Annotated in this window: 12 protein-coding genes; 9 read left to right on the top strand and 3 right to left on the bottom strand. The window is 73.7% G+C overall.

What is annotated here, in order from left to right; translation table 11 throughout:
* Nucleotides 1–3: 3 nt before the first annotated feature.
* Together uraH and uraD are read right to left on the bottom strand one after the other, a co-directional pair.
* The gene (gene uraH, locus K5S26_RS10490; protein ID WP_221857925.1) at nt 4–324 is read right to left on the bottom strand and encodes a hydroxyisourate hydrolase; all 321 of its coding nucleotides are present in this window, start codon (nt 322–324) and stop codon (nt 4–6) included.
* Complete coding sequence (gene uraD, locus K5S26_RS10485) at nt 324–872, bottom strand: 2-oxo-4-hydroxy-4-carboxy-5-ureidoimidazoline decarboxylase (protein ID WP_221857924.1); 549 nt, start codon at nt 870–872, stop codon at nt 324–326. The genes uraH and uraD overlap by 1 nt, the downstream gene beginning before the upstream one ends.
* A 164-nt stretch (nt 873–1,036) precedes the next feature.
* Between uraD and K5S26_RS10480 the strand changes: the two genes are divergently transcribed.
* Nucleotides 1,037–2,536 (top strand): nucleobase:cation symporter-2 family protein, encoded by a 1,500-nt coding sequence (locus K5S26_RS10480; RefSeq protein WP_221857923.1) that lies wholly within the window; start codon nt 1,037–1,039, stop codon nt 2,534–2,536.
* 125 nt (nt 2,537–2,661) lie between these two features.
* Here the strand turns inward: K5S26_RS10480 and K5S26_RS10475 are convergent, their stop codons facing one another.
* Nucleotides 2,662–3,276 carry a helix-turn-helix domain-containing protein gene (locus K5S26_RS10475; RefSeq protein WP_221857922.1) on the bottom strand — a complete coding sequence of 205 codons (615 nt, stop codon included), beginning with the start codon at nt 3,274–3,276 and terminating at the stop codon, nt 2,662–2,664.
* Nucleotides 3,277–3,446: 170 nt separating this feature from the next.
* Here K5S26_RS10475 and K5S26_RS10470 point away from each other — a divergent pair, with 170 nt between their 5' ends.
* The 8 genes from K5S26_RS10470 (at nt 3,447) to K5S26_RS10435 (ending at nt 14,202) form a co-directional block, all read left to right on the top strand.
* Nucleotides 3,447–5,168 (top strand): NCS1 family nucleobase:cation symporter-1, encoded by a 1,722-nt coding sequence (locus K5S26_RS10470; RefSeq protein WP_308122897.1) that lies wholly within the window; start codon nt 3,447–3,449, stop codon nt 5,166–5,168.
* Between the two features lie 10 nt (nt 5,169–5,178).
* The gene (locus K5S26_RS10465; RefSeq protein WP_221857921.1) at nt 5,179–6,021 is read left to right on the top strand and encodes an aspartate/glutamate racemase family protein; all 843 of its coding nucleotides are present in this window, start codon (nt 5,179–5,181) and stop codon (nt 6,019–6,021) included.
* Nucleotides 6,018–7,352, top strand: coding sequence for an allantoinase AllB (allB, locus tag K5S26_RS10460; RefSeq protein WP_308122896.1), 1,335 nt, complete (start codon nt 6,018–6,020; stop codon nt 7,350–7,352). The genes K5S26_RS10465 and allB overlap by 4 nt, the downstream gene beginning before the upstream one ends.
* A 228-nt stretch (nt 7,353–7,580) precedes the next feature.
* Nucleotides 7,581–8,717: an acetamidase/formamidase family protein gene (locus tag K5S26_RS10455; RefSeq protein ID WP_221858012.1), complete on the top strand. Its 1,137-nt coding sequence runs from the start codon at nt 7,581–7,583 to the stop codon at nt 8,715–8,717.
* 4 nt (nt 8,718–8,721) lie between these two features.
* Nucleotides 8,722–10,329 (top strand): AtzH-like domain-containing protein, encoded by a 1,608-nt coding sequence (locus K5S26_RS10450; protein ID WP_221857920.1) that lies wholly within the window; start codon nt 8,722–8,724, stop codon nt 10,327–10,329.
* Nucleotides 10,326–11,555 (top strand): pyridoxal-phosphate-dependent aminotransferase family protein, encoded by a 1,230-nt coding sequence (locus K5S26_RS10445; protein ID WP_221857919.1) that lies wholly within the window; start codon nt 10,326–10,328, stop codon nt 11,553–11,555. Before K5S26_RS10450 ends, K5S26_RS10445 begins: the two co-directional genes overlap by 4 nt.
* Nucleotides 11,552–12,847 (top strand): allantoate amidohydrolase, encoded by a 1,296-nt coding sequence (locus tag K5S26_RS10440; protein ID WP_221857918.1) that lies wholly within the window; start codon nt 11,552–11,554, stop codon nt 12,845–12,847. Before K5S26_RS10445 ends, K5S26_RS10440 begins: the two co-directional genes overlap by 4 nt.
* A gap of 1,112 nt (nt 12,848–13,959) precedes the next feature.
* Nucleotides 13,960–14,202 carry a hypothetical protein gene (locus tag K5S26_RS10435; protein WP_221857917.1) on the top strand — a complete coding sequence of 81 codons (243 nt, stop codon included), beginning with the start codon at nt 13,960–13,962 and terminating at the stop codon, nt 14,200–14,202.
* The last annotated feature ends 179 nt before the right edge of the window (nt 14,203–14,381 follow it).

Here is a 14,381-nt window from a genome sequence, read left to right as displayed (position 1 = left end):
CGGTCAGCTCCCGCGGTAGGTGGAGTAGGCGAACGGGCTGAGCAGGATCGGCACGTGCAGGTGCCGATCGTCGGCCACGGTGAAGGTCACGGAGACGAACGGGTAGAAGGACGGGACGCCGGCCGCCGCGAAGTGGGCGCCGGTGTCGAACCGCAGCGTGTAGTCGCCGGGCGAGAGCAGCTCGGGCCCGAGGCCGGCGCGGCCGTCGGCGTCCGTCGCGCCGGTCGCCACGGGCTCTCCGGCGACCGTGCTGAGCGCCAGCCCGATGCCCCGCGCCGGTGTGCCGGACGCGGCATCGAGCACGTGGGTGGTCAGGTGCGGCATCAGGGCTCCTCCGTGGGCTCGGCGTCGGGCCGGGGCTCGGCGCCGAGCTGGGCGTCGTGCAGCGCCGCGCGCAGGCGCAGCAGCGCGATCTCGGCGAGCTGCCCGGCGGCCTCGCGCCATTCCGCCTCGGGCGGGTTGCCGAGGCGACGCTCGAGCTCGCCGAGCATCTCCTCGGGGGAACGGCCGGCGGCGCGGATCAGGAACACGCGCCCGAAGCGCCGCTCGTACTCGGCGTTGCCGGCGGCGATGCTCTCCCGCATGCCGGCGGCTGCATCGGACATGGACGCCTGCTCGCGGCGCGAGTGGCCCGCCTCGGCGCCGGGCCCCGTCGGGCGGTCGCCGATGCGCGGGTGCTGCGCGAGCGCCGCGTCGAGGTCGCCCTCCGTCCACTCGCGGGCCAGCTCGGCGGCCCGCGCCGCGAGCGCCGACACCGACCCGTACGGCCGCTCGGCGACGAGCGTCGCGACCCACGCCGGCACGTCGGCCCACACCCGCACGAGGTCCGCCGCCTCGTCGGCGGGCAGGGACTCGAACTCGGTCAGCAGCACGCGATCAGGCTAGCGCGGCGCCTGTTTCGCCTCCGTTACGGCGTGAAGTCGGAACTTCACACGTTCCGTCGCCGGACCGAAACGCGGGCGAAACGGCCCGTGGCTACGCTCGCGGCACATCGGGGCCGTGCGCAGGGCGGAGCCCCAGGAGAAGGAGGGTCAGGATGGCCGAGACGGCCCCCACCACGCGGTCCGCCCGCGCCGACGCGAACGGCGTCGACACGATCCCGCCGCTCGCGCGGCTGCTCCCGCTGGGGCTCCAGCACGTGCTCGCGATGTACGCGGGCGCCGTCGCGGTGCCGCTGATCGTCGGCGGCGCGCTCGGCTACGAGTCGGCCGACCTCGCCTATCTGATCAGCGCGGACCTCTTCGTCGCCGGCATCGCCACCCTGGTGCAGTCGATCGGATTCTGGCGGTTCGGCGTGCGGCTGCCGCTCATGCAGGGCGTCACCTTCGCCGCGGTCGGGCCGATGATCGCGATCGGGCAGAGCCACGGCATTGAGGCCGTCTTCGGCGCGACCATCGCGTGCGGGCTGTTCATGATGCTCGTGGCGCCGTTCTTCGCGCAGCTGCTGCGCTTCTTCCCGCCGATCGTGACGGGCACCGTCATCCTGATCATCGGCCTGTCGCTGATGGACGTGGCCGCGGGCTGGATCGTGAACGGGGCGGAGGACGGCGCGGCCGACCCGCTGAACGTCGCGTTCGCGGCCGGCACGCTCGCCGTGATCGTGCTGATCGAGAGGTTCGCGCCGCCGGCGCTGCAGCGCGTGTCGGTGCTGCTCGGCCTGGTGATCGGCACGGTCGCCGCGCTGTTCGTGCCGGGCATGGTCGACTGGTCCGGCGTGGCCGACGCGGCGTGGATCGGCATCGTGACGCCGTTCCACTTCGGGCTGCCGGCGTTCGACTTCGCGTCGATCGTGTCGATGCTGATCGTCGGGCTGGTGATCATGACCGAGACGACCGGCGACATGATCGCCGTCGGCGAGATCGTCGACCGTCCCGTCACCCGTCGCCGGCTCGCGGACGGCCTGCGTGCCGACGGCCTGGGCACCCTCATCGGCGGCGTGTTCAACACCTTCCCCTACACGGCGTTCGCGCAGAACGTCGGCCTCGTCTCGCTCACGGGCGTGCGCTCGCGGTACGTCGCCGCGGTGGCCGGCGCGATCCTCGTCGTCCTCGGCCTGCTGCCGAAGGTGTCGGCGGTCGTGGAGGGGGTGCCGCGGGCCGTGCTCGGCGGCGCGGGCATCGCGCTGTTCGGGATGGTCGCCGCGAGCGGCATCCGCACGCTCGCGAAGGTGCGCTTCGACAACCGCAACGTGCTGATCGTGGCGCTGTCGGTGGGCCTTGCGCTGCTGCCGACCGTCACGCCGGCGATCTACGACCGCTTCCCCGACTGGTTCGGCCTGATCTTCGAGTCGGGCATCAGCGCCGGTGCGATCGCGGCGATCCTGCTGAACCTGCTGCTGAACCAGCGACGTTCGGGCGACGCCGCGATCTCGGCGCACGACGCCGTGAGAGGGCCGGCGGCCGCGGCTCTCGTGCATCCCGACGCGCACGGGACCGGCCTCATCCCCGTGCAGATCTTCGACCCCGAGGGGCGCGAGGTGCGCGCCGTCGACGGCGACGGCCGTCCCGTCGACCCGCACGTGCGCGCACCCGAGTGACCGCTCCTCCCTCTTCCTCCGGGTGAGACCGCGCCGTCCGCGCGAGACCGTCGCCGTCGTCCACGGTCTCGCGCGGAGACTGCGGTCTCGCGGCCGAGGTGCGGTCTCGCGGCCGAGTCGCGGTGTCAGCGGGCCGGGTGGACGATGAGCCAGCGCGCCACAGCGGGCTCGGCGCCGGTGTTGTGCAGGCGGTGCGGCAGATCGCACGGATAGCTGATGGTGTCGCCGGGGCCGAGCACGACGATCTCGTCGGTGAAATCGATCGTGAGCTCGCCCGAGACCACCTCGCCGACCTCGTACCCCTCGTGCCGGAACAGGCGGTCCTTGCCCGTCGCCGTGCTGCCGGGAGGGTAGGTCGACTCGAAGTAGTCGATGCCCGGGCTGTCGCCGGGGGCGAGGCGGCGGAACGTCACGCCGCCGCCGAGGGGGAGGGGCTCCGCGTCGCGGGCGCGTGAGATGGAGTAGCCGTGCGTCTCGTCGCCGAGCCCGCCCTCGTCGTGCCCGGGCCCGAAGACGGTGGCGAGGGGGACCCCGAGCGCGTCCGTGATCGCGATCAGGCGCGAGACGCTGGGCTGCATCACGCCGCGCTCGATCTGCGACATCGCGCTCGTCGAGATGCGCAGCCGCCGGGCCAGCTCGGACACCGACACCCCCGCCCGGGTGCGCACCTCGCGCAGCCGTCTGCCGACGTGGGCGCGTGCGTCGGTGTCGGTCGGCGAGGGGCCCTCGGTCGCGGTCACGCCGTCATGCTAACCGTCCGCCGCAACGATTTACGCGGGCGTAACACGGCCGACACGGGTGCGTCGAGTGTGAAGCGATAACTTCACACTCGTTCCCGTCGTCCGGAGAGAGCACCCCGCTCCGGAGCTTCCACCCCCGACCGATCCCTTCGATCCGGAAAGGCTCCACCGTGACTGAGACATCCCCCGCCGCCCCGCCGGCACCGCTGACCAAGCCCCAGGACGTCATCGAGGCGGCGGGCCACCCCGCCGGCTCCGGAAACGTGCGACCGGGCTACGACCCCCGCCTCGCCAACGAGGACCTCGCGCCGCTGCGCAAGCAGAAATGGACCTCGTACAACATCTTCGCCTTCTGGATGAGCGACGTGCACTCGGTCGGCGGCTACGTCACCGCCGGCTCGCTGTTCGCCCTCGGCATCGCCAGCTGGCAGGTGCTCATCGCCCTGCTCGTCGGCATCGTCATCGTCCAGGTCTTCACCAACCTCGTCGCCAAGCCCAGCCAGCGCACCGGCGTGCCCTACCCGGTCGTCAACCGCTTCCTGTTCGGGATCAAGGGCGCCAACGTGCCCGCGATCATCCGCGGCATCATCGCGATCGCCTGGTACGGCGTGCAGACGTACCTCGCGGCCGAGTCGCTGAACATCATCTTCCTGAAGTTCATCCCGGCCTCCGCGGCGCTGCTCGAGCCGAGCTTCCTCGGCCTCGACGCGCTCGGCTGGATCTCGTACGCGATCCTCTGGGTCGCGCAGGCGGCCGTGTTCTGGAACGGGATGGAGGCGATCCGCCGGTTCATCGACTGGGCGGGGCCGGCCGTGTACGTCGTCATGATCGTGCTCGCCGTCTACCTCGTGAGCCAGGCGGGCTGGGAGAACATCAGCCTCGACCTCTCCAGCGGCGAGCCCCTCGGCTTCTGGGCCTCCATCCCGGTGATGCTCACGGCGACCGCCATCGTCGTGTCGTACTTCTCGGGGCCGATGCTGAACTTCGGCGACTTCGCGAGGTACGGGCGCTCCTACGCCGCGGTCAAGAAGGGCAACTTCTGGGGCCTGCCGATCAACTTCCTGTTCTTCTCGCTGCTCACCGTCATCACGGCCTCGGCCACCGTGCCGGTCTTCGGCGAGCTGATCACCGACCCGATCCACACGGTCGAGCGCATCGACCACTGGTTCGCGATCCTGCTCGGCGGCCTCACGTTCGTCACGGCCACCGTCGGCATCAACATCGTCGCGAACTTCATCTCGCCCGCCTTCGACTTCTCGAACGTGGCGCCGCACCGCATCAGCTGGCGGATGGGCGGCATGATCGCGGCGGTCGGATCCGTGATCCTGACGCCGTGGAACTGGTACGGCAACGACCAGGCCATCCACTACTCGCTGGGCATCCTCGCGGCGCTCATCGGGCCGCTGTTCGGCATCCTGATCGCCGGGTACTACGTGATCGCCCGGCAGCGCATCCACGTGGACGACATGTACACGATGTCGGAGACGGGCCGTTACTGGTACTCGCGCGGCTACAACCCGAACGCGATGTGGGCGATCGCGGCGGCGGGCGTGCCGACCGTCGCGCTGGCGATCGTGCCCAAGTCGCTCGTCTTCGCCGGGGTGATCGACGCCGGCTGGGGGAGCATCAGCGACTTCAGCTGGTTCGTCGGCTGCGGCCTTGGCTTCGCGTTCCTGGTGCTCTTCGAGCGCCTGCACCCGCGGGTGCCGACTCTGGAGGGGACGACCCTCGGTGTGTCCGACGGATCGACCGACGACGTGCTCGAGGGGTACCCCGACACGGCGACCGCCTCGGTCGCGATCACCGGGGCCCGGGCGGACGCCGTCGATTCCCCGGCACCCGCCGCCGAGACCGAGCCGCAGCCCCCGGTCGCCGCCGGCGCGAAGGAGTGACGTCGACAGCATGCGCATCACGCTGATCAACCCCAACACCTCCCGGGCGATGACCGACAAGATCGGCCAGGCCGCCCGGGAGGTCGCGGGCCCCGGGGTCCAGGTCGTGGCCGTCTGCCCCGCCCCCGGTCGCGGTCCCGTCGCCGTCGAGAGCCACGTCGACGAGGTGTGGGCCTCGGCCGCGGTGCTCGACCTGATCCGCGCCGACCTCGCCGCCGGCGGCAGCGACGCCTACGTGATCGCCTGCTTCGGCGATCCCGCGCTCGACGCCGCACGCGAGCTGGTGGACGCGCCGGTGATCGGGATCGCGGAGGCGGCGATGCACGTCGCCGCGCTCGCCGGGCGCACGTTCGGTATCGTCACGACGCTCTCTCGCACGCTGGGCCGCGCCCGCGACCTGCTCGCGCGATACGAGTACGAGCGAGCCTGCGTCGCGGCGTACGGATCGGGGGTGCCGGTGCTCGCGCTGGAGGAGACGGGGACGGCCGCGTTCGACGAGATCCTCGGCTGGTGCCGGCGGGCCGTCGAGGAGGACGGCGCGGACGCGGTCGTGCTGGGCTGCGCCGGGATGGCCGACCTGTGCCACGCCCTCTCCGCGCGGCTGGGCGTGCCGGTGATCGACGGCGTCGCGGCGGCCGTCGGCCTGGGGGCGACGATGGCCCGGATGGGCGTCGGGGTGAGCAAGCGCGACGAGTACGCCGCTCCGCCGGCTCGGGCGGCGGAGCGGGGGACGAGTCCGCAGCCGGCCCACGGGCCGGGCCGCGACGTCGACGGTCGCGCGGTGTCCGCGGGGCCCACGCGCATCGGCGCCGACATCCGCGCGACACACGGCATGGGTAGCGTGAACGCGTGACGCTCTCGCCCGCCGCGCCCCGATCGATCGCCGCTCGCCGCGCCTTCGTCGACGGAGCCTTCGCCCCCGCCACCGTCCGCCTCGCGGAGGGGAGCATCGTCGCGGTCGATCCGTTCGACGACTCCGCCGACCTGGTGCTCGCCGACGACGTCGTGCTGCTGCCCGGCCTCGTCGACTCGCACGTGCACCTGAACGAGCCCGGACGCACCGACTGGGAGGGGTTCGCCACGGGCACCGCGGCGGCCGCGGCCGGCGGCATCACGACGGTGGTCGAGATGCCGCTCAACAGCGTGCCCGTCACGACCACGCCCGATGCGCTCGCCGCGAAGCGCGCGGCGGCCTCGGGGAAGCTCGCGGTCGACGTCGCCTACTGGGGCGGCGCGGTGCCCGAGAACCTCGGCGCGCTCGGGGCGCTGCTCGACGCGGGCGTCGTCGGCGTCAAGTGCTTCCTCGCCCCCAGCGGCATCGACGAGTTCGGCCATCTCGACGCCGCGCAGCTCGAGGCGGCGCTGGCCGAGCTCGCGCCGCGCGACGGACTGCTGATCGCGCACGCCGAGCTCGACGACCACCTGGCCGACGCGCACGGGCCCGTGTTCCGCGACTTCGTCGCCTCGCGTCCGCCGGCGGCGGAGGTCGCCGCCATCCGTCTCGTCATCGAGGCGGCGCGCCGCACCGGAGCCCGGGCCCACATCGTGCACGTGGCCGCGGGCGAGGCGCTCGCCGAGGTGCGGGCCGCGCAGCGCGAGGGCGTGCGCCTCACGGTTGAGACCTGCCCCCACTACCTGACCCTGCGCGCCGAGGACGTGCCGGACGGAGCGGGCACCTTCAAGTGCTGCCCGCCGATCCGCGACGCGGCGAACCAGGACGTGCTGTGGGAGGGAGTGCTCGACGGCACGGTGACGGCGATCGTCAGCGACCACTCGCCCGCGACACCCGACCTGAAGCTGCGGCCCGATCTCGGCGAGGCGTGGGGCGGCATCGCCGGCGTGCAGACCGGGCTGTCGGCGGTGTGGACCGAGGCGCGCCGCCGCGGCATCCCCCTCGAGCGCGTCCTGCCGCTGTTCACGACCGGTCCGGCCGACCTGGTGCGGCTGCCTGGTCGGGGCCGCATCGCGCCGGGGGCTCCCGCCCACCTGGCGGTGTTCGATTCGGAGCTGCCGTTCACCGTCGACGCCGACGCGCTCGAGTACCGCAACAAGCTCTCCCCGTGGCACGGCGCCGCGCTGACCGGTGCCGTGGTCGAGACCTGGCTGCACGGCCGGCCGGTGTACCGCCGCGGCGAGGGCGTGCTCGCCCGCGACGGCCGGGATGTCCTGGCGGCGCAATCGTGACGATGTCCCGGTTGCGGCCCGTGGCGGGTGTGTCCCCGTTGACGCCGTTCTGTGAGTCGAGTACTGGCACGAAATGGGACATCAACGGGCACGAACGGGGACACGGGCACGAACGGGACACGGATCCTCCAAAGTGGGATACGGATTGTCTGAAAGGGGCCGGAAGTGGGACATGAGATAGGGACGAACCGGTACGGCGTCGGGGCCGAGCCCCCGGCCTTCGCCCGCCTGCCGATCCTGCAGCCCGGGCAGAGCGTGCCCGAGGGAGCGACCTACCTGCCCGCGGGGCCCGAGACGATCCTGTGGGGGCGGCTGCCCAGCCGGCTCGACGCCCCCGTGCTGACGATCCGATCGGGCGACAGCGTGGTGGTCGACACAGTCAGCCACGAGGGCATCCTGCCCGACCAGGGCCAGGACCCGGCGGCGTACTTCGCCCAGCACGGGGTCGGCGAGGACGCCGTGCTGCGCGACGCGGTCGCGATCGCCGCGCGCTCGCCGCGTGACCCCGCCGCCGACGGACCGCACGTCGTCACGGGGCCCATCCGCGTCGAGGGCGCGCGCCCCGGCGACCTGCTGGCGATCACCATCGAGCGGCTCGAGCCGCGCGTGCCCTACGGCGTCATCTCGAACCGGCACGGCAAGGGCGCCCTGCCGGGGCTGCTGCCGCGCTCCGGCACGACCGTCAGCGTGTTCGCGCCGGTCGAGGAGCGCGACGGCGCGCTCGTCGGCACCCTGCCTCGCGTCGAGGGCGGGCCGCGGGACGTGGCCTTCCCCCTCGCGCCGTTCCTCGGCACGATGGGCGTCGCGCCCGCGTCGGACGAACGCCCGCACTCGGTGCCGCCCGGACCGCACGGCGGGAACATCGACATCAAGCTGCTCGTCGAGGGCACGACGCTGCATCTGCCGGTGCAGGTCGAGGGGGCGCTCGCCTACGTCGGCGACCCCCACTTCGCGCAGGGCGACGGGGAGGTCGCGCTCACGGCGCTGGAGGCGTCGCTCCGCGCGACGCTGCGCTTCGATGTCGTGCCGCGTGAGCAGGCGCTCGCCGCGTTCGGAGACGTCACGGGCCCCCTCGTGCGCACCCCTGAGCACCTCGTGCCGACGGGCCTCGACCCCGACCTGAACGAGGCCATGCGCAAGGCCGTGCACGCGGCGCTGTCGCTGCTGCAGGCGCGATACGGCATGGAGGAGCACCTGGCGTACGCGTACCTCTCCGCCGCGACCGACTTCGACGTCTCCCAGGTCGTCGACATCACCACCGGGGTGCACGCGCGGATCCGGATCGCCGATCTCGAGGGACCCGGCTCGGAGGGCGCAGCCTCGGAGGGGACCAGCTCGGAGGAGCAGAGCCATGACGGAGACTGAGCCCATGCCCGACGCAGAGCCCGACGCCCGCGCCTCGTTCCCCGGCGCCGAGACGGTGCCCGGCGACCTGCTCGACGCGTTCCTGGCGTACGAGCGGGCGATCCTGGCGAACGACCTCGACGCGCTCGACGCGTTCTTCGCGCCGGGCGACGGCACGATGCGCGGCGACGACGCGGGCCTGCTCGTCGGCCATGACGCGATCAGCGCCTTCCGGTCGCTCCGCGGCGGCGTGGGACCCCGCGTGATCGAGAGGGTCGAGCACCGTCCCCTGTCCGACGACGCTGCCCTGCTCGTCTCGGTCTCGCGGTTCGCCGCGGGCGGTCGTGGCCTGCAGACCCAGGTGTGGACGAGGTCCGCGGCGGGATGGCGCATCATGGCCGCGCACGTCTCGCCGCGGCCCAAGGCCTTCGACCGCGCGATCTGGCGGACGGTCGGCGACCCGCTGTTCCAGGGGGCCTGGGAGGGACCGCTCGAGGGACTGACGGTCGCGGTGAAGGACCTGTTCGCCATCAAGGGGTACCGAATCGGGGCGGGCAATCCCGCGTACCTCGAGTCGGTGCCGCCCGAGACCCGCACCGCGGCGGCGGTCTCCGACCTGCTGCGCGGCGGCGCGTCGCTGCGCGGCATCGCCCGCACCGACGAGTTCGCCTATTCCGTCGCCGGGGACAACGCGCATTACGGCACACCGCCCAACGGGGCCGTGCCCGGAGCCCTGCCCGGCGGCTCGTCGAGCGGGCCCGCGTCGGCCGTCGCGACCGGCCAGGCCGATATCGGCCTCGCGACCGACACCGCCGGATCCATCCGCGTGCCCGCGTCCTACCAGGGGCTCTGGGGGCTGCGGACCACGCACGGGCTCGTGCCGCGGCAGGGGCTGCTGCCGCTCGCGCAGTCGTTCGACACCGTCGGCTGGCTCGCCCGCGACGGCGGGACCCTGCAGCGCGTGGCCGAATGGTGCCTCAGCTATGACGGCTCGGCGTCGACCGAGAACGTGTACGGCGAGAGCGACTCCGAGCTGCCGCGCCGCCTCGTCGTGCCCCGCGAGGCGATGGACGTCGTCGAGAGCCACACGCGCGTGGCCTTCGAGGCGCTGCTCGACCGTCTCGGCCTCGCCTTCGAGACGGTCTCGATCGGCGACCTCGGCGACTATCACGACGCCTTCCGGGCGGTGCAGGGGGCCGAGGCCTGGCGCAACAACGGGGAGTGGCTGACAGCCCACCCCGACGCGACCGGCGGCGGTGTCGCCCAGCGCTTCCGCGACGCCGCCGCGATCACGGCCGAGCAGGAGCGCGCAGCCCGCGACCGGCTCGCGCCCCTCAAAGAGCGGATCGACGCGGTCGTGGCCGACGCCGTGCTGATCCTGCCCACGGTGCCCGGCCCCGCGCCGATGCGCACGGCGGACCGCGCGCGCGTCGACGCGGTGCGCACCGCGACGCTGAGGATGACGACCCCCGTCGCCGTGGCGGGCGTCCCCGCGATCTCCGCACCGCTGCTCACCGTCGCCGCCCGGTCCGGCCCCGCCCCCGTCGGGGTGTGCCTCGCCTCGCGCGCCGGCACCGACATCGCCCTCGTCCGGCTCGCCCGCGAGCTCGCATCCGTCCTGGAGAACGCATGACCGCCATCCCGCCGCTCGACCCGCCCGCCCGCCTGCTGATGGGCCCCGGCCCGATCTCCGCCTATCCCAGCGTCCTCCGCGCGATGTCGGCGCCGCTCGTGGGGCAGTACGACCCCTTCATGACCGGTGCCATGAGCGACACCCAGGAGCTGTACCGACAGGTGTGGGCCACGGAGAACGACGCGACCCTGCTCGTCGACGGCACGTCCCGCGCGGGCATCGAGGCCGCGCTCGTGTCGCTCGTCCGCCCCGGTGACCGGGTGCTCGTGCCCGTGTTCGGCCGATTCGGGCACCTCCTCGCGGAGATCGCCGAGCGGGCGCTCGCCGAGGTGCACCGGATCGAGGTCGAGTGGGGTCAGGTCGTGCCCGTCTCGCTCATCGAGGAGGCGATCTTGCGCGTCAAGCCGCACGTGCTGGCCCTCGTGCAGGGCGACACCTCCACCACCATGAACCAGCCGCTCGACGAGGTCGGCGCGATCTGCGAGCGGCACGGGGTGCTGTTCTACACCGATGCGACCGCGTCGCTCGGCGGCAACCCGTTCGAGGCCGACGCCTGGGGCGTGGACGCGGCCACGGCCGGGCTGCAGAAGTGCCTGGGCGGGCCCAGCGGATCGGCGCCGATCACCCTCTCGGACCGGGCGGTCGAGGCGATCCGCTCCCGCAAGCGCATCGAGGCGGGCATCCGCGAGGAGGGGGACGAGTCGGCGAGCGACTTCGTCCGGTCGAACTACTTCGACCTCGGCATGATCCTCGACTACTGGGGCCCGCGCCGCCTGAACCATCACACCGAGGCGACGTCCATGCTCTACGCCGCGCGCGAGTGCGCCCGCGTGCTGCTGGCCGAGGGGCGCGACGCGGTGATCGAGCGGCACCGCCTCTCCGGTGCCGCGATGCTCGCGGGCGTCGAGGGACTGGGGCTGACGGTCTTCGGCGACGTCGCGCACAAGATGCACAACGTCGTCGCCGTCGAGATCCCCGACGGCGTGCCCGGCGACGCCGCCCGCGGGGCGCTCCTGGACGACTTCGGCATCGAGATCGGCACCTCGTTCGGCCCGCTGCACGGGCGCGTGTGGCGGATCGGCACCATGGGCTACAACGCCCGCAAGGACACCGTGCTGACCACTCTCGCGGCCCTGGAGGCCGTGCTGCGCCGCTTCGGGGCATCCGTGCCGGCGGGCGGCGGCGTCGAGGCCGCGAGCGAGGTGTACTCCGGGGCCGCCGGATGAGCCGGCTGCGCGAGACGGACCCGTCCTCGCTGCACGCGGCCGCGCGCCGGGTGATGGCCCGCTGCGACGAGCTCGCGGGAGTCTCGGCCGACGACGGCGCGATCACCCGCGTCTACCTCTCTCCGGAGCACGCGCGCGTGAACCGGCTCGCGGCCGAGTGGATGCGCGAGGCCGGGCTGGTCACGCGGCAGGACGCTGCGGGCAACCAGCTCGGGCTGCTGCCGGCCGCCGACCCGGACGCCCCCGTGCTGATGCTCGGGTCGCACCTCGACACGGTCATCGACGCAGGAAGGTACGACGGCATCGTCGGGGTGCTGATGGCGATCGAGGTGGTGCGCCTGCTCCGGACGGTCTCGGACGACGGTCGGGCGCGCTCGCCGTTCCCGTTCGGCATCGAGGTGGCCGCGTTCAGCGACGAGGAGGGCACGCGGTTCGGCAAGGCCCTGCTCGGGTCGTCCGCCGTGGCGGGCGCATGGGACGACGCGTGGTGGGACCTCGCCGACGCCGACGGCGTGAGCCTGCGCGAGGCCTACCGAGAGTTCGGTCTCGACCCCGGTCGCGTCGGCGAGGCCGCGCGTCGGCCGGGGCAGCTCGTCGGCTACCTCGAGGCGCACATCGAGCAGGGGCCAGAGCTCGACCGGCGCGGCGAGCCGCTGGCGGTGGTGTCGTCCATCGCCAGCGCCCGGCGGTTCCAGCTGCAGGTGGAGGGCGAGGCCCGCCACGCGGGCGGCACGCCCTACGACATGCGCCGCGACGCGCTCCTCGGCGCGAGCGAGGCCGCCCTCGCGGTGGAGCGGATCTGCCGCGGCGAGCACCACATCATCGGCACCGTCGGCCAGTTCGAGGCGTTCCCCGGCGCCGTCAACGTCGTGCCGGGCGAGGCCCGGTTCAGCCTCGATCTGCGCGGCGAGTTCGACGCGCGCCGCGATGCGGTGTGGAGCGCGATCTCGCGCGAGCTCGACGCCATCATGGGGCGTCGGGGTCTGCGGTGGACGGCCCGTGAGGTGCACAGCGCGCCCGCCGTGTTCTGCGCGCCGCTGCTGCAGGATGTGGTGCGCGAGGGCATCGTCGCCGGCGCGGACGGCGGGGCCGCCGCGCCCGCCACGCTGTTCAGCCCGGCGGGCCACGACGGCATGGCGCTCGGCGCGATCGCCGACGTGGGCATGCTGTTCCTGCGCAACCCCGACGGAGTCAGCCACCACCCCGACGAGTCGGTCGCGTCGGCGGACGTCGCCCTCGGCATCCGCGCGCTCGCCGAGGCCGTCGCCCACCTCGGCGCCGAGCCCGCCTGATCCGCGCCTCGCCGCGCCGCGAGACCGCAAGAGGTGCGCGAGACAGAGCCTGGCGTGCGAGACCGGCACCGACGGCGACGGTCTCACCCGGATCGTGCGCTCTCGCACATCGGATGCGGTCTCGGAGGACGGGGTGTCGCGCGGTGCGGCGGTTCGTCCACAAGCCGGCGGGTGCCCCGGGTTTTCCCGGAAGGGGGCGGGTGGGCGCCAGACCGCCGGGCGCGCGGCGAGGCTGGCAGGCATGACCATCGCGATCGATCGGGCTCTCGCCCTGCGGCCCACGCCGATCACGCTCGCGCGGCGAGCGGGCGCCGACACGTCCGTCGAGGGTGCGATCCGGCGCCGCGAGCTGACCCTGGTCGAGCGCGGCGTGTACGCGGAGCGAGGGGAGTGGTCGGCGCTGCCGCCGTGGGACCGCTACCTCACCCGGGTGCACGCCGTCGCGCTCACTCACGAGCGCGCCGTGTTCGCCGCGGAGTCGGCGGCCGCGCTGTACGGCATCCCGGTCCTCGGCAGCGAGCCGCACGTCCACCTGCTGGTCGAGGATCCGGGCCTCGCTCGAGCGGGCGGGACGATCCGCTGGCACGCCACGCAGGACGGGCGAGACGTTCGAGAGGACGGCGGCGTCTCGGTGCTCTCGCCGGCCGAGACGGCGGTCGACATCGCGCGGCTGCGCCATCCGGCGATCGCGCTCATGGCGGCTGACGGAGCGCTGCGCGTCGACCCCGCTCTGACCGCGCCCTCGCTGCCCGGGCTCAACGAGAGCCGTTCGAGCTCACGGGGGCGGGGGGGGGGGGGGGGGGGGGGGGGGGGGCGGCCCCCCCCCCCCCCCCCCCCCCCGCCGCGCGGGAAGCGCCCCCCCCGGGCGCGGTGGTCCCGCGGGGGGGCGGGGGGGGGGGGGGGGGGCGCCCGCGCGCGCCACGGACCAGGCCGAGACGGCCATCGAGTCTCTCAGCCGCGCGGCGATCGAATGGCTCGGCTTCCCCGAGCCGGCGCTGCAGCAGCCGTTCGTCGGGGCGGACGGCGAGTCTGCGCGAGGCGACTTCTTCTGGGATGTGGAACGGGCGCGGCTGCGTGCGCGGCGTGGGATCTTCGGGGAGGCCGACGGACGTGTGAAGTACGACGGCACGTTCGGCGACGGCGCGGCGGCGCTCGTCGCCGAGAAACGACGCGAGGACGCCCAGCGCCGGCAGGCGAGCGGCCTGGCACGGTGGATGTGGCCGGAGGTGAGCGAGCCCGCGAGGCTCGGGGCGGTGCTGCGGGCAGCGGGGCTCCGCGAGATCCGGCCTCCCGACACCGGTGCCCTCGAGTCGCTGCGCGCGGCGCTGCACGCTCGGCGTCCGGCGCGTCCTTGACACCGAAGCCGCTGCACGACGCCCATTCCGCTGTGCGACACCGCGTCCGCGGAGCGAGACCGCATCTCCTGTCTGACGCCGAAGACACGGAGCGAGACCGTTGACGACGGTGACCGTCTCACGCGACGTTCTCGGTCTCGCTCGCCGGGTGCGGTCTCACAGAGCGCGAGGCGAGGCGT

Source organism: Microbacterium marinilacus (assembly GCF_019753765.1).
Taxonomy (GTDB): Bacteria; Actinomycetota; Actinomycetes; order Actinomycetales; family Microbacteriaceae; genus Microbacterium; species Microbacterium marinilacus.
Note: the sequence above shows the minus strand (reverse complement) of the source record. Positions and strands in the feature narration are given on the sequence as shown.